The sequence below is a fragment of the Actinosynnema sp. NPDC023658 genome (genome assembly GCF_040639995.1).
Taxonomy (GTDB): domain Bacteria; phylum Actinomycetota; class Actinomycetes; order Mycobacteriales; family Pseudonocardiaceae; genus Actinosynnema.
This window is the reverse complement of the sequence record NZ_JBFAAX010000089.1, coordinates 1-17,755: the sequence shown is the minus strand read 5'-3', so window position 1 is coordinate 17,755 and position 17,755 is coordinate 1. Positions and strand designations below refer to the sequence as shown.

At 69.8% G+C, this 17,755-nt stretch carries 19 protein-coding genes and 1 tRNA gene; 10 read left to right on the top strand and 10 right to left on the bottom strand.

Going from position 1 to position 17,755, the window contains the following annotated elements:
• Positions 1 to 21 precede the first annotated feature (21 nt).
• The 4 genes from AB0G02_RS13450 to AB0G02_RS13435 all read right to left on the bottom strand — a co-directional run bounded on the left by AB0G02_RS13450 (position 22) and on the right by AB0G02_RS13435 (position 2,355).
• Positions 22 to 327 carry a transposase gene (locus AB0G02_RS13450; protein ID WP_360793391.1) on the bottom strand — a complete coding sequence of 102 codons (306 nt, stop codon included), beginning with the start codon at positions 325 to 327 and terminating at the stop codon, positions 22 to 24.
• A gap of 349 nt (positions 328 to 676) precedes the next feature.
• Complete coding sequence (locus AB0G02_RS13445; protein WP_360793389.1) at positions 677 to 1,795, bottom strand: AAA family ATPase; 1,119 nt, start codon at positions 1,793 to 1,795, stop codon at positions 677 to 679.
• A gap of 79 nt (positions 1,796 to 1,874) precedes the next feature.
• Positions 1,875 to 2,102 carry an AlpA family phage regulatory protein gene (locus tag AB0G02_RS13440; RefSeq protein WP_360793387.1) on the bottom strand — a complete coding sequence of 76 codons (228 nt, stop codon included), beginning with the start codon at positions 2,100 to 2,102 and terminating at the stop codon, positions 1,875 to 1,877.
• Positions 2,092 to 2,355 carry a helix-turn-helix transcriptional regulator gene (locus AB0G02_RS13435; protein ID WP_360793385.1) on the bottom strand — a complete coding sequence of 88 codons (264 nt, stop codon included), beginning with the start codon at positions 2,353 to 2,355 and terminating at the stop codon, positions 2,092 to 2,094. The genes AB0G02_RS13440 and AB0G02_RS13435 overlap by 11 nt, the downstream gene beginning before the upstream one ends.
• Positions 2,356 to 2,498: 143 nt before the next feature.
• Between AB0G02_RS13435 and AB0G02_RS13430 the strand changes: the two genes are divergently transcribed.
• Complete coding sequence (locus AB0G02_RS13430) at positions 2,499 to 3,053, top strand: hypothetical protein (RefSeq protein ID WP_360793383.1); 555 nt, start codon at positions 2,499 to 2,501, stop codon at positions 3,051 to 3,053.
• Positions 3,054 to 3,072: 19 nt separating this feature from the next.
• A complete protein-coding gene (locus AB0G02_RS13425) occupies positions 3,073 to 4,242 on the top strand; it encodes a tyrosine-type recombinase/integrase (RefSeq protein WP_360793381.1) in 1,170 nt (389 codons plus the stop codon).
• A gap of 120 nt (positions 4,243 to 4,362) precedes the next feature.
• Here AB0G02_RS13425 and AB0G02_RS13420 read toward each other — a convergent pair.
• The 5 genes from AB0G02_RS13420 to AB0G02_RS13400 form a co-directional block, all read right to left on the bottom strand.
• Positions 4,363 to 4,436, bottom strand: a tRNA-Pro gene (locus AB0G02_RS13420).
• Between the two features lie 177 nt (positions 4,437 to 4,613).
• The gene (locus tag AB0G02_RS13415; protein ID WP_360793379.1) at positions 4,614 to 5,744 is read right to left on the bottom strand and encodes a histidine kinase; all 1,131 of its coding nucleotides are present in this window, start codon (positions 5,742 to 5,744) and stop codon (positions 4,614 to 4,616) included.
• A complete protein-coding gene (locus AB0G02_RS13410) occupies positions 5,738 to 6,394 on the bottom strand; it encodes a response regulator transcription factor (protein ID WP_360793377.1) in 657 nt (218 codons plus the stop codon). The genes AB0G02_RS13415 and AB0G02_RS13410 overlap by 7 nt, the downstream gene beginning before the upstream one ends.
• Positions 6,395 to 6,415: 21 nt before the next feature.
• The gene (gene der / locus AB0G02_RS13405) at positions 6,416 to 7,822 is read right to left on the bottom strand and encodes a ribosome biogenesis GTPase Der (RefSeq protein ID WP_360793375.1); all 1,407 of its coding nucleotides are present in this window, start codon (positions 7,820 to 7,822) and stop codon (positions 6,416 to 6,418) included.
• Complete coding sequence (locus AB0G02_RS13400; RefSeq protein WP_360793373.1) at positions 7,819 to 8,463, bottom strand: lysophospholipid acyltransferase family protein; 645 nt, start codon at positions 8,461 to 8,463, stop codon at positions 7,819 to 7,821. The genes der and AB0G02_RS13400 overlap by 4 nt, the downstream gene beginning before the upstream one ends.
• Positions 8,464 to 8,645: 182 nt before the next feature.
• On the opposite strand from AB0G02_RS13400, the gene AB0G02_RS13395 reads away from it, so the two are divergent.
• The 5 genes from AB0G02_RS13395 to AB0G02_RS13375 all read left to right on the top strand — a co-directional run bounded on the left by AB0G02_RS13395 (position 8,646) and on the right by AB0G02_RS13375 (position 13,450).
• Positions 8,646 to 9,251 (top strand): AAA family ATPase, encoded by a 606-nt coding sequence (locus AB0G02_RS13395; protein ID WP_360793371.1) that lies wholly within the window; start codon positions 8,646 to 8,648, stop codon positions 9,249 to 9,251.
• 89 nt (positions 9,252 to 9,340) lie between these two features.
• Positions 9,341 to 9,985, top strand: coding sequence for a hypothetical protein (locus tag AB0G02_RS13390; protein ID WP_360793369.1), 645 nt, complete (start codon positions 9,341 to 9,343; stop codon positions 9,983 to 9,985).
• Positions 9,986 to 10,003: 18 nt separating this feature from the next.
• The gene (locus AB0G02_RS13385) at positions 10,004 to 10,741 is read left to right on the top strand and encodes a hypothetical protein (RefSeq protein ID WP_360793367.1); all 738 of its coding nucleotides are present in this window, start codon (positions 10,004 to 10,006) and stop codon (positions 10,739 to 10,741) included.
• Positions 10,725 to 11,741, top strand: coding sequence for a Gfo/Idh/MocA family oxidoreductase (locus tag AB0G02_RS13380; protein ID WP_360793365.1), 1,017 nt, complete (start codon positions 10,725 to 10,727; stop codon positions 11,739 to 11,741). The genes AB0G02_RS13385 and AB0G02_RS13380 overlap by 17 nt, the downstream gene beginning before the upstream one ends.
• Positions 11,738 to 13,450 (top strand): aminotransferase class I/II-fold pyridoxal phosphate-dependent enzyme, encoded by a 1,713-nt coding sequence (locus tag AB0G02_RS13375; RefSeq protein ID WP_360793363.1) that lies wholly within the window; start codon positions 11,738 to 11,740, stop codon positions 13,448 to 13,450. The genes AB0G02_RS13380 and AB0G02_RS13375 overlap by 4 nt, the downstream gene beginning before the upstream one ends.
• 15 nt (positions 13,451 to 13,465) lie before the next feature.
• Here the strand turns inward: AB0G02_RS13375 and AB0G02_RS13370 are convergent, their stop codons facing one another.
• A complete protein-coding gene (locus AB0G02_RS13370) occupies positions 13,466 to 14,572 on the bottom strand; it encodes a DUF1015 family protein (RefSeq protein WP_360793361.1) in 1,107 nt (368 codons plus the stop codon).
• An 18-nt stretch (positions 14,573 to 14,590) separates the two neighbouring features.
• Here AB0G02_RS13370 and AB0G02_RS13365 point away from each other — a divergent pair, with 18 nt between their 5' ends.
• From AB0G02_RS13365 to AB0G02_RS13355, 3 genes are all read left to right on the top strand, one after another.
• Positions 14,591 to 15,073: a cation:proton antiporter regulatory subunit gene (locus AB0G02_RS13365; RefSeq protein ID WP_360793359.1), complete on the top strand. Its 483-nt coding sequence runs from the start codon at positions 14,591 to 14,593 to the stop codon at positions 15,071 to 15,073.
• Between the two features lie 5 nt (positions 15,074 to 15,078).
• Positions 15,079 to 16,263, top strand: a complete 1,185-nt coding sequence (locus tag AB0G02_RS13360) for a cation:proton antiporter (protein ID WP_360793357.1) — start codon at positions 15,079 to 15,081, stop codon at positions 16,261 to 16,263.
• A gap of 138 nt (positions 16,264 to 16,401) precedes the next feature.
• Positions 16,402 to 17,604: a S8 family serine peptidase gene (locus tag AB0G02_RS13355; protein ID WP_360793355.1), complete on the top strand. Its 1,203-nt coding sequence runs from the start codon at positions 16,402 to 16,404 to the stop codon at positions 17,602 to 17,604.
• Positions 17,605 to 17,755 lie beyond the last annotated feature (151 nt).

Here is a 17,755-nt window from a genome sequence, read left to right as displayed (position 1 = left end):
CGGAGACGAACCCGAAGCGGTTCACCAGCGCGTCTCCCCTGCGAAATACCGGGCCGCCTTGCGCAGGATGTCGCGTTCCTCCTCCAGCTCACGGACCCGTCTACGCAGCGCGGCGTTCTCGTCCTCCGGTGACACCGGAGCCGAGGCGCTCGCGGTGGCGGCGGGTGCCCCGGTGCGCTGCGCGTCGTCGAGGCGGATCCAGTTGCGCAGCGTCTCGTGGTTGACGCCCAGGTCCTGGGCCACCGATTTGATCGTCGCGCCGGGTCGGGACCGGTAGAGCGCGACCGCCTCGGCCCGGAACTCCGGCGGGTAATGCTTCATCACCATCTGAACGGGACTCCTGTCCACCCGAATCGTCAGGATCCAAGTGTGTCTGGTGTCCAACATCTGGGGTCAAGTCCCGGCTCCACCCTGTGTCCGCGTCACCCAGCCCGGACTCGACCAAGTACCGCGGCACTGACAGGCCGGCCACGATGGCTCGTACCTTCAATGCCGTGTAGGTCGAGAAGGTGGTGCGGACATGGATGCTGTAGGGCGAACCGCCCTGCACGCGACGCTGCCGCCGCGGCTTCGGTTGACTCATCAGTCCCCCCAGACTGATTCGAAGGCGTGCCCCCGCACACCTTGCCGATCTGCCAGGGCCGGCGGCCCTGGCAGCGATCCGGTATCCGGGTCTCTAACTTGCTGACCGCGGCGATTGGTCGTCTTCGTCCTGTGAAGAGCGCACGAAGGGAGCGAAGGGAGTGGCGTCGCCTGTGCTGCTCCCTTCGCCCCCTTGGGTGCTTCCTTCGTGCCTTCTCGGGTTGATCCGCCATACCCAGCCGCCACCGAAGTCGGCCTTCTCGGAGCGGACTTTGGCTCCGGGCTTGGCGCGCTTCAAGGCGTCTTTGGAGAAGCCAGCCCGGTGTCCTTCGGCCAACAACTCGAGCACTGGGGCCTCACCGCCGCGCTCTGTCAGGTAGTCGGTGAGCCATGCGGCAGCGTCCGCCCGCTCGTCTCCGTCATCGTGAGCGGAGCGCTGGAGGAGGTCGACGACCGAGGCCGTCGAGTGCCCCTGCCAGACGATCCGACCGACCGTGGTCTCCCCTCCGTCGTCGGCCATGACGGTGGCGGAGATGGTCCCGTAGGACAGTGACGGGACGCCCGACACCGACACCACGTTCGACTTGATGACCGACAGGACGTAGCTGTCGTCGTCGTCCTCCGCAGCGCACCCCAGGGCGTGCCGAACGACCTGTTCGTAGGCCCCGGCACCGCCGATGGCATCGACCGGATCGACGCCGGCTGTCGCCTTCCGGAAGTGGCCGATGCCCAGGATGGTCGTGCCCGTCCGCTGCGCCAGGAGCTTCAACTTCTCCAACTGCGGACGCACGATGGAGTTGTCGTTGAGCTGTCCGGACAGGGACGAGTTAAGCGCGTCCAGCACGAAGAGGGCCGGCTTCCACGTCTCGATCACCTCGCGCACCGCGTCCAGGTCGAGGTTGACGATCAGCGGTGTGCCGTCGGGCGAGTCGCCGTAGACGACGTCGACCAGGTGCAGTTGGTGCGGGTCTCCCTTGGCCGCGATGAGCCGAGCCTTGAGCGTGGACTCCGAGTCCTCCGTGATGGAGTAGAGGACGGGCTGCGGCTCGCCGTTGAAGTCGCCGTCGAGCTGCCCCGTGGTCAGTTTCGCCGCCAGGTCTACGACGACTGTGCTCTTGCCAACGCCGGGTTTGCCGACCAGCAACGCCACCTCGCCGACGGGTAGGTAGTCCCGCCACGCGAACCGCGTCTGCCTGATGTCGACCTCGTTCACCGACCTCACCCGCAGGCGCCGGGTCGGTGGTTCGTCGTGCGCGCCATGCGGAGTTTGTCCCCCGAACTCAGCCATGGCGTCAGTCCCCCGCAGACAGTGCGCGCACGAGCGACTCCGTGATCACCATGATCCGGCCGCCGTACTTGGCCACCTTGGCGGGGAACTCGTCGCGGGCGACGAGTTCGTAAGCCTTGCTGCGGCTCATCCCGAACGCCGTTGCCGCTGTCGGGACGTCCACGGCGGGCGGCCACGTCGCCTTGATCTCCGCCAGGGTCGGACGCCGTTCAGCCTCCTGCCTACTCCCCATCGGACTCGCCCCCTTGCCGCTCCCGCTCGACCAAGCGAGCCAGGAAGGCGTGATAAGCGGTGATGTTGCGGCCACGCGGCAGTCGGTCCCCCATCTCCCAGCGGTGCACAGTGGATGCCGTGACTTCGCAGTCCTGCGCGACCAGCGCCTGGCTGAGCCCGGCATCGACGCGGAGCTGCCGAGCCTTGCCCGTCTTAATCCATACCTGAAGCTCGGCGGAACGGTCCGCCAGAGTCTTCCCCCCGGTTTTCATACCTACTAGGGTAAGCTCTGTTGTCATTGCCTGACCACTACCACGGTAAGGTGGTGTGTCGTGACCATCTGACTACGGAGCATGAAGGGGGTGCGTATCGTTCTGCCGTGCCTCGCCTACCGAAGAACTTCAAGATCGAATGGGTGTCCGTCGACGAACTGACACCTGGTGGGTACGTGTCGACAGGCCGCGACACCGCCGTGCCGACGCACTTCCAGGCGAACTTCGTGCTCAGCGAGCCCGACGTGACGATCCAGATCGAAGTGATGGTGGGCGCGGACCGCCGCCCGCTGGTCATCGAGGCGACCGTGCGGGGCAAGGCGAAGGCACCGATCACCACGTCTGTGATGAGGCAGGTCCTCATCGACCAACTGCTGCGTGCCGCGATGACCGAGGCGACGGTGCCGGCTTCCGTGCTCCAGCGTTGGCTCGCCTCGTTGCCGCCTGGCGTGCAACCGGTGGACCGGCGTGAGGTCGAGCCGGTCCCCAGTGCCGAGCAACGCTTCCGCAGCCAAGCCGACCACGATGCGCAAGTGGCAGCGCAGATCTACTCCGACGCCGTGGCGTCGGGAGACAGGGCACCCGGCATCGCGGTGGCTCACGCCATGAACCGTTCCCGGACTCAGGTGTCCCGCTATCTGCGCAGGGCACGTGATCTGGGACTACTACCCCCCTTGGGCCCATCCGAGGGGGCCTGATCGAAGGAGCTGCAAGCTCGTGGGGGACCCGATCAAGAAGATCGAGTTGAAGGACGGTACGACGAGGTACCGGTTCGTGATCGACATCGGGCGCGACCCGGCGACCGGCAAGCGTAGGCAGTTGACCAAGACCTACGGCACCAAGAAGGAAGCCCGCGCCGAGTACGCCAAGGTCAAGCACCAGACCGACGAAGGGACGTTCGTCGGGCCCGACAAGACCACCGTGTCGGCCTGGCTGGACACCTGGTTGAAGTCCACGACGGTCGACGTCGAGAAGGCCACCGCCGCGAATTACGCCGACGCGCTGCTGCCGGTGCGCGAGCGGCTCGGCGGGAAGCGGCTTCAGGACGTCACCGAAGAGGACGTGGACGAGCTGGTCAGCTGGATGCTCACCTCCGGCCGCAAGCGGGGTGGGAAGGTCGGCAGCGGGCTCGGGGTCCGGTCGGTGCAGCTCACGCTGGGGCGCTTCAGGTCATCGTTGAACGTAGCGATGCGGCGCAGGTTGGTGGTCCGCAACGTCGCCCAGTACACCCAGATCCCGCGCGAAGCGCGGCGCAAGGCGGCGGCTGCGGCGGCACTCCGCGTGCCTTGGAGTGAGACGGAGGTGAGACAGTTCCTCGCCACGATCCGCGACCACCGGCTCCACGCCCCCGTGCTCCTGGCGCTGATCGGGATGCGGCCCGCCGAGGTCTGCCGGCTCAGGTGGAGCGCCGTCGACCTCGACGCCGGGACGCTGTCGATCGAGCTGACGCGCACGCTGGTCGAGGGCGAGGTGGAGGAGAAGGGGCCGAAGTCGGAGAAGGGCAAGCGCAAGCTGCCCCTGCCCACGCCCCTGCACGCAGCGCTCAAGGCGTTCAAGGCCCGGCAGGCCACGGAGGCGATCAGGGCCTGCGAGCTGTACGAGCGGTCCGGGTTCGTGCTGGTCGACGAGCTGGGTCAACCCTGGAAGACCGATCGGCTTCGGCGGGCGATCCGCAAGCTGATGGAGCAGGCCAACGTACGGAAGGTCCGGCCCTACGACGCTCGACATGCGTGTCTGACGTACCTGGCGACGTCTGGAGTGCCCGACGTGATCGTGAGCGCTTGGGCGGGCCACGCGGACCTCAGCTTCACCAAGCGGGTCTACATCCACCCGAACGTCGAGCACCTGCGCCAGGCGGCCGACCAGCTCGGTGAACTCCTGGGCTGAAAGAAGCAGTACGAGCGTTCGTGAGAAATTGTGAGACGACGTGCCCTCAAACAGAATCAGGGCCTTGTCTCACCGTAGTGATCCAAGGCCCTGACCTGGGCTTTCGCCGTACTTCGACCGTCGGGACGACAGGATTTGAACCTGCGACCCCTTGACCCCCAGTCAAGTGCGCTACCAAACTGCGCCACGTCCCGGCCGCATCCCGTTGTGGGGTGCGCGGATAGCTTAGCGCACTCGCAACGGGCCCCCGACACGGCCCCCCCCTCGGTTGGGCCTCCGGGGGATCTAGCTGCGGGAATGGCAGGGGCCCGCACTAGGCGGGCCCCTGGTCCCCTCGGCCTCACCCGTTCCCCCGGTCGACGCCACGACCACTATGCGTTCGCCCCGTTTCGGGCACTACCGCCGAAAGTCGAGTCATCTGCGTCAACTTTCGACGGACCCGAAGGTAGCTTCGCGTCCACCGCGAAGCCGCCGTCGGAACGGGCGGTGGTGGTGAGGGTTCCGCCGGCTTGGGCCACTCGCTCGGTCAGGCCGTGCAGGCCGTGGCCACCGCCGCCGCTGCTGCCGCCTTGGTCGGACGAGGTCAGCGGTGGTGGGTCGTTCACGATCAGCACTCGCAGGCTGCCGTCCTGTTTCGACAGTCGGACGTGGACGGTGGCACCGGGGGCGTGCTTGGTGACGTTGGTCAGCGCTTCCTGGATCACGCGGTAGGCCGCGCGGCCCGTCGCGGGGGACGGGGGTGGACCGCTCTGGTCCTCGTAGCGCACCGTGAGGCCGGCCGACCTGGCCCGGTCGACGAGGGACGGGATCAGGTCGAAGCCCGGGGTCGGCTCGGTGTTGAGGAGGCCGAGGGCGGCGCGCATCTCGGACAGGGCCTCCTTGGCCAGGGCTCGCAGGCGCAGGGCCGTCTCCCGGGTCTTGCCGTCCTCGGTGGTGGCCGCGAGGGCGGCGGACTCGACGGCGATCAGGGTGGCGTGGTGGCCCACGGCGTCGTGGATCTCGCGCGCGATCCGGGCCCGTTCGGACGCACGGGCCCCCGCTTCACGCGCCTCCAGCTCGGCGGTCCGGGCGCGGGACGCCTCGGCCAGGCTCGCGGTCAGCTGGCGCCTGGTCGTGATCAGGGCTCCGAGCGCGGTGGGTGCACCCGCCATGAACAGGGCGAACGCGAACGTCAGGAGCGCGGAGCCGGGGCCGAGGTGCTGGGTGGCCACGACCAGGGTGGACGGGCACACGGTCGCCAGCGCCACCCAGGTGATCATCGCGGGCACGGAGGACTTGCGGCCGACGCGGTACATGGCGACGACGGTGGGTGGCCAGCCCAGGCCGCCGACCAGGCCCGGCAGGCACGCCAGGGCCGCGGTCCACGGTCGCCACCGGCGCAGGGGCAGCAGCAGGCACGCGGCCAGCGCCGCGGGGATCGACCAGGTGTACGGCACGTAGTCGGCCATCAGCACCATCGCCGCCGGGACGACGACGACCAGGAGCTCCAGCAGGATCACCACGAGCCGACCTGGTGCGCGACGAGGGCGGCTTGGACGCGGTTCTCGACGCCGAGCTTGGTCAGCACGGTGGACACGTAGCTCTTCACCGTCGCCTCGCTCAGGCCGAGCGAGGCGGCGATGGCGCTGTTCGGCTGACCGCTCGCCAGCAGGCCGAGCACCTGGCGCTCACGGGCGCTCAGGCCGTCGAGCTGCGGGTTGCCGCGCAGCCTGGTGGCGCGCAGCTTGGGCAGCAGCCGGGCGGTGATCCGGGGGTCGAGGACCGCTCCCCCGGCGGCCAGGTCGAGCACGGCGCGCACGAGGGCGTCGGGTTCGGCGTCCTTGAGCAGGAAGCCCTGGGCGCCGAGCTCCAGCGCCGCGGCCACGTAGTCGTCCAGGTCGAACGTCGTCAGCACGGCCAGCGCCGGCGGGTCGGGCCAGGACAGCAGCTCCTTCATCGCGCCGAGCCCGTCCACGCCGGGCATCTGCACGTCGACCAGCGCCACGTCCGGCCGGAACCGGCGCACGACCCGGACCAGGTCGGCGCCGTCCGCGGCCTCCGCCACGACCTCGACCCGGCCGTCGGCTTCGAGCAGCACCTTCAGCCCCCGACGGAGCAGCGCTTCGTCGTCGGCGAGGACCAATCGCACCGGCACTCCGCCAGGCAACAGCATTCGGCCTGCCGGAGCAACCGGTCACTTCTTGGGGCGCTTCTCCCGCACCCGCACCGAGATGCGCACGGGGCTGCCCTGGAAGCCGAACTCCTCGCGCAGCCTGCGTTCGATGAACCGCCGGTACCCGGCCTCCAGGAAACCGGTGGTGAACAGCACGAACGTGGGCGGACGGGTGGCCGCCTGGGTCGCGAACAGCACCTTCGGCTGCTTGCCGCTGCGCACGGGCGGCGGGGTGGCGGCGATCAGGTCGGTCAGCCACGAGTTGAGCTGACCGGTCGGCACGCGGGTGTCCCAGGAGTTCAACGCGGTCCGCAGCGCGGGCGCCAGCTTGCGCACCGCACGTCCCGTCAACGCCGAGATGTTCACCCTCTCCGCCCACGGCACCCGGACCAGCCCGCGTTCCAGCTCGCGGACCATCGCGTGCCGCCGGTCCTCGTCCACGAGGTCCCACTTGTTGAACGCCAGCACGCACGCGCGCCCGGAGTCCACGACCATGCTCAGCACCCGCAGGTCCTGCTCGCTGATCGGCTCGGACGCGTCCAGCAGCACGATCGCGACCTCGGCGGACTCGATCGCGGCCTTGGTGCGCAGCGACGCGTAGTACTCCGCGCCGGACGCGAAGTTGACCCGCTTGCGCAGGCCGGCGGTGTCGACGAACCGCCACAGCTCGTCGTCCAGCTCGACCAGCGAGTCGACCGGGTCGACGGTGGTGCCCGCGACGTCGTGCACGACGGACCGGTTCTCGCCGGTCAGGCGGTTGAGCAGGGACGACTTGCCGACGTTCGGCCGGCCGACGAGCGCGACCCGGCGGGGGCCGCCGCGGACGGCCTCGAAGGTCTCGCGCGGGGTCTCCGGGAGGGCCTTGAGGATGGCGTCGAGCATGTCGCCGGAACCGCGCCCGTGCAGGCCGGACACCGGGATGGGCTCACCCAGGCCGAGCGACCACAGCGACGCGACCTCGGCCACCAGCCGTTCGTCGTCGACCTTGTTGGCCACCAGCAGCACGGGCCGCTTGGACCGGCGCAGCAGCTTCACCGCGGCCTCGTCGTTGGTGGTCGCGCCGACGGTGGCGTCGACCACGAACAGGATGGCGTCGGCGGTGGCCATGGCCAGCTCGGCCTGCGCGGCGACGGCGGCCATCATGCCGACGGCGTCGGGTTCCCAGCCGCCGGTGTCGACCACGGTGAACTTGCGGCCGTTCCACAGCGCGTCGTAGGCGACCCGGTCGCGGGTCACGCCGGGCACGTCCTGCACGACCGCTTCACGGCGGCCGATGATGCGGTTGACCAGGGTCGACTTGCCGACGTTCGGCCGGCCGACCACGGCCAGCACGGGCATCGGCGGCGTGCCGCCCTCCTCGCCCTCGACCGCCTCGTCGAACGCGGTCCAGTCGGACTCGTCCGCCCAGGTGCCGTCCAAGTCCGTCATCGTGCTTCTCCTCGCTGGCTGTCGAGCTCGGCCACCAGCGTGGCCAAGCGGTCGCGGACCTGCTCGGTGGCCTTCACGAGCGCCTGGCGACCCCTGTCGGTCGGCAGCTCGAACGGCTCACCCACGAGCACGTCCACCACGGGCCGGAACCGCCGTCGGGTTCCGGCCGGGCGCAGGGTGCCCCGGCACGCGACGGGCACGACGACCGCGCCGGTCGAGCGGGCGAGCCACGCCGCGCCGGCCTGGGCCTCGGCGACGTCGCCCGCACCGCGGGTGCCCTCGGGGAACACGCCGACCACGCCGCCCGCCCGCAGCACCTTCTGCGCCGCGAGCAGGGGCGCCCGGTCGGGTTCGCCGCGCCGCACGGCCAGTTGGCCGAGCTTGCGCAGCAGCGTGCCCACCACGCCCTTGAACATCTCCTGCTTGATCAGGAAGACCACGCGCCGGGGGAAGGAGCCGAACAGGATCGGCCCGTCCACCATCGAGCTGTGGTTGGCCACGACGACCACGGGTCCTTCCAGCGGCATCCGGGAGACGCCGTGGAGCCGGACGCGGTACGGCGTGCGGACGGGCACGCGGGAGATCCAGCGGCCGACGTCGTGCAACCAGGGAAGCGCCCCGTCCGGAAGCGATGCGCTCATCGAACCACCACTGCTCAACCCTCTGTTCCCAGCCCGCCACGCACGGGCGGATCGACTGTTCAGCGTAGCTGGTGGCGTGTGCACGACCTGGTCGCGCGTCGAGTGCCGGGCGATTCCGCCCCCGGCGCGGCCAGGTAGACTCCTACGAATCCCTACGTCCGAGTTCAAAGGTTTGGTGCAGCGTGAACACCGATGCTCCCCGCAGCATCTTCGCCGTTGTCGGCCTCGCGGGGACCGGGAAGTCGAGCGTGGTCGGGATCCTCAAGGAGATCCTGGACGCTCCTGTCGTCTACTTCGGCGGAGTCGTTGTCGCCGAGGTTCGACGCAGGGGGTTGGAGGTCACCGAAGCCACCGAGCGGACGGTCCGCGAAGGGCTCCGCGCAGAGCACGGGATGTCGGCCATCGCGCAGCTGGCGAGCGAGGACATCGACCAGCACTTCACCTCTTATCGCGAGATCATCATCGACGGCCTCTACAGCTATGCCGAGTGCGAACTTCTCAACGAGCGGTTCCCCGGCCTGGTGAGCCTGATCGCGGTGCACGCGACCAAGGCGATTCGCGAGGAGCGGCTCGCTCAACGCCCGGTCCGCCCGCTCTCCGCAGCGGAGCTGCACTCGCGGGACATGCGCGAGATCCGGACCCTCGACAAGGGGACGGCCATCGCCCTGGCCGATCATCACATCCTGAATAACACGGGCATCACAGAACTGCAGGACCAGGTCAAGGCAGTCGTTGCCGCCGTCCGTCAGTCCCGTGGAGAACGCGCACGCGCTGCGGATGTGAGGTAACACACCGCCATGCCCGAGGGATATATCCCTCGACACCAGCGGCATCAGTAGTCGCTGTGCGCTGGAGGTGAGCACGCTTGGGGTTCGTAGTGGCGGTCGAGGGCATGGAGTGCTCGGGCAAGACCACAGTGGTCGAGACCTGCGCACGTGCGCTCAACGACGCCTCGGTGAGCACCGCTGTGGTCGGCGAGTTCTCTGAGTCGCCGCTCGGCGACTACCTCCACGCGCGCTTGTCCCGGGATCGTTTCCTGCGGGATCCGGACCGGCCGCGCACGGCGTGGACGCAGGCCTTTGCGGTTGCCGCGGACACGGCGTTCGCCTTCGAGTACACGATCGCCGACCTGCGCGCGAGCCACCAGGTGGTGCTGAAAGACCGCTACCGGGAAAGTCTCGTCGCGTGCCAGCACACGGCGCTGGCCGACGAGTACGCCATGACCGATGATGAGGCGCACCAGTTGCTCGCCGACGTCGCGGCGAAGCTGCCTGACGTCGCCGACTTGGTGATCTGGCTCGACGTACCCGAGCACGAGCGGTACGCCAGGCTCCGCGCCAGGGGGGACTTCATGGAGGGTGATCAGGGCATCCTCGCACGCCGGGAGATCGCCTACCGGAAGCTGTTGGGCGCGGCGGACTGGCCTGGCGGCCACGAAGTCGTGGACGGGGCGGGGAGCTCGGAGGAGGTCATGGGCCGCGTGCTCCGGCTGATCGAGCAGAAGCTGACCGGGACGAACTGACGAACGCACGGAGTGGACATGGAGTTACGCCGGGCCTGGCGGTCCGTCAGACAGGGCAAGAATGTCGAGCTCTACCTGGTCCTGATCGTCAGCGTGGTGGCTATCGTGCTCTCGCTGGCCGACTTGGGCAGTCCGCGCCTCGTGCAGGCCCTCACCGTCACCGCGATCGGTCTAGTCGGTCTTGCTCTGCTGGAGCAGCGGTTCGAGGTGCGCGAGGCCGTCGACCGGATGGAGTCGACTCTCAGCCGCGCCCGGTTCGAGCACGAGCGCCCCTACGACTTGGACCAGCTGCTACGCACCAGCAACGTGGTGATGCTCGCCGGCGTCGACCTCGCGCGCACCTTCAGCAACTTCCAGCGGCCGCTGTCGGACTACCTCGCTCGGGGCAACGAGTTGCGGGTGATGCTGTACGACCCCGACTCGCCTGCCATCGACCACGCCGTCGGCCGCTCGAAGCGGCCGTTCTCCAGGCAGCGCCAGGTGCAGCTCATCAAGGACGCGGCCGCAGACTTCAGCCAACTGCGGTCGATACCGAATGCGAAGATCCAGATCAAGCTGTCAGCCACGCCGTTCCCGCACGGCGTGGTGGCCAGCAACTACCATCGTGACGACGGCATCATCTGCCTCAAGTTCTACCGGTACCGCCTTGACAACTACGACCTGCCCTGGATGAAGCTGACCTCCGCCGATGGCATCTGGTTCACTCAGTTCGCCAAGGAGATCGATGTGTTCTGGGACGATGCGCGCCAGGCTTGAACGCGGGATCGGGACCTCGGCGCTCGTCGTTGGCCTGGGCGCCCGGTCCCGGGACGCCCTCGTACCCGCGCTGTCGAGTGCCGGCGTCCCGATCGGCTACGTGCACGACCGGGACCCCGCGCGGGCCGAGGACTTCGCCAGGTTGCAGGAGGCGGGCCGGGTGCCGGAGTGGGCCGTTTTCTCCACTGAGCTGCCGACGCGGGTCGATGACTTCCGGATTGCCGTGCTCGCCACACCTCACGACTCCCACTACGCGTTGACGCGGCGGCTCGTGGCCGCTGGGCTCTGGGTGTTAAAGGAGAAGCCACTGGCCCGTGACCACGCGGAGGCGTCGGCGTTGGTGCGCGAGTGCGGTTCGCAGATCTCGATCCTGGTGGAACGGCCGCACCTGGAACCGTTCCAGCTGGCCGCGCGGTTGCTCGACGCGATCGGCGAACCGGTCCGGTACGAGATCAGGTACTGGCGCACGCCGCAGGAGTACCGCGACACCTGGCGCAACGACTTCGCGCAGGCTGGGGGCGGAGCGTTGCTGGACCTGGGTTACCACGTAATGGACGTGGTGGTCAGATTGTGGGGTCCACCCGTCCACCTGTCCGCTTCAAGGGGACACCCGGACCAGGCACGACACGGTTACATCGTAGAGGAGGACGTGCGGCTGAGGATGCGCCACCGCTCGCCGTGCGTCGGGTCGGTGCACATCTCCCGGGTGGCCGACGCGCCGTTGGAGAGTTATGAGGTGATCGGCAGTGAAGGTGTGTTGCGGTTCAACAAGTCGACGGTGACCCTGAGTCCGCGGGGCGGGCCCCCGAAGAGCTGGACTTATCCGGTGAATCCGCTCGATCACACCGCGCTCGGGTTGCGGGGAGCCCTCGACCTGGTCGGCAAGCCGGAGGCCGCTTTGGCCGAAGCCCGGCACGGGGTGCAGGTCATGGACGTCATAGCCCAAGCGTACGACGCGTTGGCCGATCGGCGCGCGCAAGAGGGAAGGACGGCCCCATGACGTTCGACTGGCCTCCCATCGATGACGAAGTGATCGAGGCGGTGCGCGCGCAACTCCTGACATCGACGTCGATCTACGGACACGACGGGATCATCCGCGACTTCGAGGAGCGGTTCGCCGAGCTGCACCGGTGCAGGCACGCACTGCTGACCTCGTCCGGCACGGCCGCCCTTCACAGCGCTTACTTCGCGCTCGGCATCGGTCGGGGGGACGAAGTACTCTGCCCCGCCTACACCTTCTTCGCTACGGCGACGCCACTGTTCCAGCTGGGCGCCTCCCCCGTGCTGGTGGACAGCACAGCCGACGGCTTCCTCGACCTGGACGAGGCCGCCCGGCTGCTGACACCCCGGACGAAAGCGCTGGTCATCACCCACATGTGGGGTTACCCGGCGCCGACTCCGCTCTACCGCGACTTCTGCGACTCGCACGGCCTGGCACTGGTCGAGGACTGCTCGCACGCGCATGGCGCATCCTTGTGCGACGTGCCGGTCGGCTCCCTGGCCGACGCCGCAGTGTGGAGCCTCCAAGCGGGCAAGTTGGTGCCCGCCGGGGAAGGGGGGATCCTCTGCTCACGTGACGAGAACGTGCACGTCCGCGCGGTCATGCTGGGCCACTTCAACAAGCGCGCGCTCGCCGAGGTGCCCGCCGACCACCCGCTGCGCCGGTACGCCGAGACGGGACTCGGGCTCAAGTATCGCGCCCATCCGCTGGGCATCGCCATGGCGTCCGTCTACCTCAACCGCCTCGACGGGTGGCTGGAAGCGAAGGCGGTCAACGCCGGTCGGATCGAGGAGGTCGTGCGGCGAACAGGGTGGATCGAGTCGCTCCACCCTGTGCCCCGCGCGGGCAGGGCGTCGTACTACGCCTACCCCATGCTCATCACTGCCGACGGCGGTTCACCGGTCACGCGGTCGGCTGTGGCCGACCACGTGCGCGCCAACGGGTTCACCGAACTCGGTACGTCCGGCGCGACCCGCAGCCTGTCCACCTTCCCGCTCTTCCACGAGCAGGTTTCACCCGTGGTGGCGGCCGAGGGCTCCGCGGTCCGCCGACCCGTTCCGGTGGCCGAGTACCTCAGCCAGGCCCTGGTGCGGATCCCCGTGCCGGTAACGGTAGGGGCGGAGACCGACGCCTACCTGGACGCGTTCGCCGAGGCGCTCGACCGCACCGGACACGCCTTGGGCCTGACGACCCGACCGGACGTCGCCATCGCGCGGCCGGTGCAGCAACTGGCGTTGGGGGTGATCCTCGAACGCGCCGAGCGGGACGGTGTCGAGCAACTGGTCGTCGGGGCGGTGGCGTGGCGCCTGCACGGGGGTGAGCCGCAGGTGCTGCTCGCCAAACGGCGCCCGGATGACTTCCTGGGCGGTTTCGAGGAGCTGATCGGTGGCGGGGTTGAAGGTGACGAAGGGCTGATCGGCGCTTTGCACCGCGAAGTGCTCGAGGAGGCCGGTGTGGCGGTGCGCGTAGCCCACCGGGTGGTGAACACGTTCGACTACACGAATGAATGGGGCCGTCGAGCGCGGCAGGTGAACTTCGACGTCGAACTAGCGGGAGATCCTCCACCCCCCGACGAGACCGAGCACACATCCATTAGATGGGTGACCACCGACGAGGTAAAGGACGCGAACTGCACCGAAGAGGTGCGCATGACCTTGCGCAGGTGGTTCGCCACATGGCCCACCGGTTTGCCGCCGACCACGAGCTGATGTCGGCACCTCCGCTCACAGGTCGGCCAGCAGCAGCCCGCTGCGCGGCTTGGGCGTGAAGTAGGTGCTCTTGCGCGGCATCTTCCCGCCGGCCGCGTGCACGGCCAGCACGTCGTCCAGCGGCACGGGTGCGATCAGCAGCAGGGCGTCGACCTGAGCGGCGTCGGGGAGGTCGCCGGTCACCGGCCGGACGTGCGGGCTCTCGGGGTCCAGCTTCAGGGCCTTCTCCAGCAGCACCTCCTCGACGAACGCGTGGTCCACGCCCGCCGACGGCAGGTCGACGCGGACCGCCGACGACCCGGCCACGGCCACCACCGCGCCCGGCGACGGGCGGGTCGTGACGTCGACCGGCGTGACCTCCAGCCCGAGCGCGCGCCATGACGTCGTCATGTCCTCCAGCGTCAGCCCGGTGCCGGTCACGGCGCGGTGGATCGGCCCGATCCTCAGGTCGGGACCGGCCGTGACCAGCGCCAGGAGCCCGGACAGCCCGGCCGCTGCGGCGACCCGGTGGTTGCCGTCCGCGACCATCAGCGGGTGCTCGCCGGCGGCTTCCAGCAGCGCGTCCTGCCGTTCACCCGGTCCGACCAGCCACAGCCAGTGACGCCGGCCCCCGGGGTCGACGACGAACACCGCCGGCTCCTCGTCGACCTCGGCCACGAGCCGGGTGAGTCGGACGTCACCCGCGACCGGCACGAGCATGGCGGCGCTCGTCATGCAGCCCAGGCCGGACAGCACGCGCGCCCGTTCCGCGACGACGTCCGGGTACACCTCCTCGGTGTGCCCGACCGCCGCCGGGTCGACCATGCACAGCAGCCCGTAGGCGGTGCCGTCCGGACCGTCCACCCGGTACGGCGCGACCACGTCACGCACCTCGCGGTAGGCGGTTCCGCGCAGGTGGGCGAGTTCCGCGACCGCGTGCGGCAGCGCGTCGAGCAGGCCCGACCCGGCGGCCAGCGCGGCGGGCGTGCGGTGCGGGTGCTGCACCGCGAGCAGCGTGCCGGGACGGGCGCGGGCGAGCGCGGCGACGATCCGCTCCGGCTCGGCGAACTCGTCCACGTCCGGTCCCGGCACGCGGTCACGAACCACCCAACCCCGACCAATCGCCCGAACGAGTCGCGTCACCCGACTAGGGTGGCACGGGTGAACGTCGAGGTGACGCCGCTTCCGGGGATCGGCACCCGTCAGGATTTCGTGATCCGCGGCGGTCGCCGCATCGGTGTCATCACACACCGTGACGGCAAGTTCGAGCTGATCGTGTCCCGCGCCGAGGATCCTGACGATTGCGCGGCCTCGATAGCGCTGACGCCCGCCGAGGCGAGCACCCTGGCCGGGCTGCTCGGTGCGCCGAACCTGGTCGCCCAGCTCCAGGAGCAGCACCGCGACGTCGCGGGCATCTCCACCAGGCAGTTCCCGGTCGTGCCCGGCTCCCGGTTCGACGGTCGCGCGCTGGCCGAGACCGAGATGCGGACGCGCACCGGTGTGTCGATCGTGGCCGTGGTGCGCGAGGGGTCGGTCCACCCGTCGCCGCGCCCGGACTTCGTGTTCACGGGCGGTGACCTGGTCGTGGTCGTCGGCACCGCCGAGGGCCTCACGGCCGCGGCCGAGCTGCTGGGTGGTGGCTGACCACCTTGCACACCACGGCAACCGCACTGGTCCAACTGGGTGCGGTCTTCTTCGGGCTGGGCCTGCTCGGCAAGATGGCGTGGCGGGTCGGCATCTCACCGATCCCCCTCTACCTGATCGGCGGCCTGGCCTTCGGGCAGGGCGGCCTGGTGCCGTTGCACGGCATCGAGTCCTTCACCCACCTGTCCAGCGAGATCGGCGTCATCCTCCTGCTGCTCCTGCTCGGCCTGGAGTACTCGGCGGCCGAGCTGGTGACCGGGCTCAAGCGGTCCTGGTCGGCGGGCCTGGTCGACATCGCGCTCAACGCGACACCGGGCGTGATCGCGGCGCTGGTGCTGGGCTGGGGGCCGGTCGGCGCGCTGGCCATGGGCGGCGTCACCTACATCTCGTCGTCCGGGATCATCGCCAAGGTGCTCGGTGACCTGGGCCGGCTGGGCAACCGGGAGACGCCGGTCGTGCTGTCGGTGCTGGTGTTCGAGGACCTGGCGATGGCGGTGTACCTGCCGATCCTGACCGCCGTGCTGGCCGGGGTGAGCTTCCTCGGCGGGCTGAGCGCGGTGGGCATCTCGTTGGCGGCGATCACCGTGGTGCTGGTCATCGCGCTGCGGTTCGGCCGGTACGTGTCGGCGGTGGTGGACAGCCCCGACCCCGAGGTGTTCCTGCTCAAGGTGCTCGGCGCGGCTCTGCTGGTGGCGGGTGTGGCGTCGCAGCTGCAGGTGTCGGCGGCGGTGGGCGCGTTCCTGCTGGGCATCGCGATCTCCGGGTCGACGGCGGAGAACGCGACCCGGATGCTGGAGCCGCTGCGCGACCTGTTCGCGGCGATGTTCTTCGTGGTGTTCGGCCTGAACACCGACCCGGCGTCGATCCCGCCCGTGCTGGGGCTGGCGGTGGCGCTGGCCGTGGTCACGACGCTGACGAAGGTGGCCACCGGCTGGTGGGCCGCGCGGCGGCAGGGCATCGGCCGGATGGGTCGGGCCCGAGCGGGCGCGGCGCTGGTGGCGCGGGGCGAGTTCTCGATCGTGATCGCGTCGCTGACGGTCGCCTCGGGCGCGGTGGACGGTCGGTTGGCGGCGCTCGCGACGGCGTACGTGCTGCTGATGGCGGTGCTGGGACCGGTCGCCGCGCGGGTGGTGGAACCGCTCGCCCGAAAGTTCACCCAAAAGCGTGGCACGGCACCCGCGACGGCCTGACCTGTATCTCGTCCCGTCCCGACGGCTCCACTACGGCATACGAACCACGTCCGCGCCGGCCCAACTCTTACGGCCGATTGAGCGCGCACGTGATCCGGGGTTACACCTGACTGCCGTCCAACCCCGAAGGGGGTCGTCATGTCACAACCAACGGGCGTCGAGACCACCGGCCGCTACCTCGTGCTGCTCGACGAGAAGTCGGTCACGGCGGGCGCGCGGGAGATGAACCGGGTCGCCGGGATCAGCGCCGCGAGCACCGCGGACTCCGCCACCCGCGCGGAGCTCGCCGCGGCCGATGGCGTCATCTTCCAGGAGCTGGGCATCGCCGTGGTCAACGCGACGCCCGAGCAGGTCAACCAGTTGACCCGCGCGGCCGAGGTGCCGGGCCCGATCGCGGTGGTCGAGGCCGAGCGGATCGTGCACGCCTACACCGCGCCGCCGACCACCGGCACCGACGAGGCCGCAGCGCCCGCCGTGGACGAGTCGGTGTTCACCTGGGGCCTGCAGGCCGTGGGCGCGAACATCAGCTCCGCCACCGGCAAGGGCGTGCGCCTCGCCGTGCTCGACACCGGTTTCACCGTGGCGCACCCGGACTTCGCCGGACGTGCGGTGATGACGCAGTCGTTCATCACCGGCGAATCGGTGGACGACGCGCACGGCCACGGCACGCACTGCATCGGCTCGGCCGCCGGTCCGCGCCACGCCGCCGGCGGTGGCCCCGGCTACGGCGTCGCCTACGAGGCCGAGGTGTACGCGGGGAAGGTGCTGTCCAACCAGGGCAGCGGCAGCGACAGCGGCATCCTGGCCGGCATCGAGTGGGCCATCGCGAACAACTGCGCGGTCGTCTCGATGTCGTTGGGCGCGTCCGTGCGCCCGGGGACGCCGTACTCGCAGGTCTTCGAGCAGGCCGCCACGCGCGCGTTGGCGAAGGGCACGTTGATCGTCGCGGCGGCGGGCAACGAGAGCAACCGGCCGGGCCAGGTCGCGCCGGTCGGGCACCCGGCGAACTGCCCGTCGATCCTCGCCGTCGGCGCGGTGGACGTGCAGCGCGCGATCGCGTTCTTCTCCTGCGGGACGGTCGACACCGTCGGCCAGGTCGACGTCGTGGCGCCCGGCGTGGACGTCTACTCCAGCTGGAACTCCGAGGGCGGCGGCCTGGGCATGCACAAGCGCATCCAGGGCACCAGCATGGCGACGCCGCACGTCGCGGGCGTCGCGGCGCTCATCGCGGAGAAGTACGGCGCGCGCGGGTGGGAGCTGTGGGCGAGGCTGTCCCAGAGCGCTCGTCGGCTGGGCCTGCCCTCCACGGACGCGGGTGCCGGGTTGGTGCAGGCACCCTGAGGTTCCGGTCGGTCCGGTGACGGAGGCGCACGTGGACGAGGTCGTGGTCTCGGTCGCCGGTGACGGCTCGGCCGACCTGGCCACCGTGGTGGCGGCGCTGCGCGACGCCGGGATGGTGGTGGAGCGGGTGCTGGAGTCGCTGGGCGTGGTG

Bases quoted from the DNA above. Each gene is read 5' to 3' on its own strand.
- AB0G02_RS13385 (WP_360793367.1), top strand. From the start codon at position 10,004: ATGGAGTTACGCCGGGCCTGGCGGTCCGTCAGACAGGGCAAGAATGTC.
- AB0G02_RS13435 (WP_360793385.1), bottom strand. From the start codon at position 2,355: ATGAAAACCGGGGGGAAGACTCTGGCGGACCGTTCCGCCGAGCTTCAG.
- AB0G02_RS13440 (WP_360793387.1), bottom strand. From the start codon at position 2,102: ATGGGGAGTAGGCAGGAGGCTGAACGGCGTCCGACCCTGGCGGAGATC.
- AB0G02_RS13380 (WP_360793365.1), top strand. From the start codon at position 10,725: ATGCGCGCCAGGCTTGAACGCGGGATCGGGACCTCGGCGCTCGTCGTT.
- AB0G02_RS13400 (WP_360793373.1), bottom strand. From the start codon at position 8,463: ATGAGCGCATCGCTTCCGGACGGGGCGCTTCCCTGGTTGCACGACGTC.
- AB0G02_RS13410 (WP_360793377.1), bottom strand. From the start codon at position 6,394: ATGCTGTTGCCTGGCGGAGTGCCGGTGCGATTGGTCCTCGCCGACGAC.
- AB0G02_RS13375 (WP_360793363.1), top strand. From the start codon at position 11,738: ATGACGTTCGACTGGCCTCCCATCGATGACGAAGTGATCGAGGCGGTG.
- der (WP_360793375.1), bottom strand. From the start codon at position 7,822: ATGACGGACTTGGACGGCACCTGGGCGGACGAGTCCGACTGGACCGCG.
- AB0G02_RS13450 (WP_360793391.1), bottom strand. From the start codon at position 327: ATGGTGATGAAGCATTACCCGCCGGAGTTCCGGGCCGAGGCGGTCGCG.
- AB0G02_RS13355 (WP_360793355.1), top strand. From the start codon at position 16,402: ATGTCACAACCAACGGGCGTCGAGACCACCGGCCGCTACCTCGTGCTG.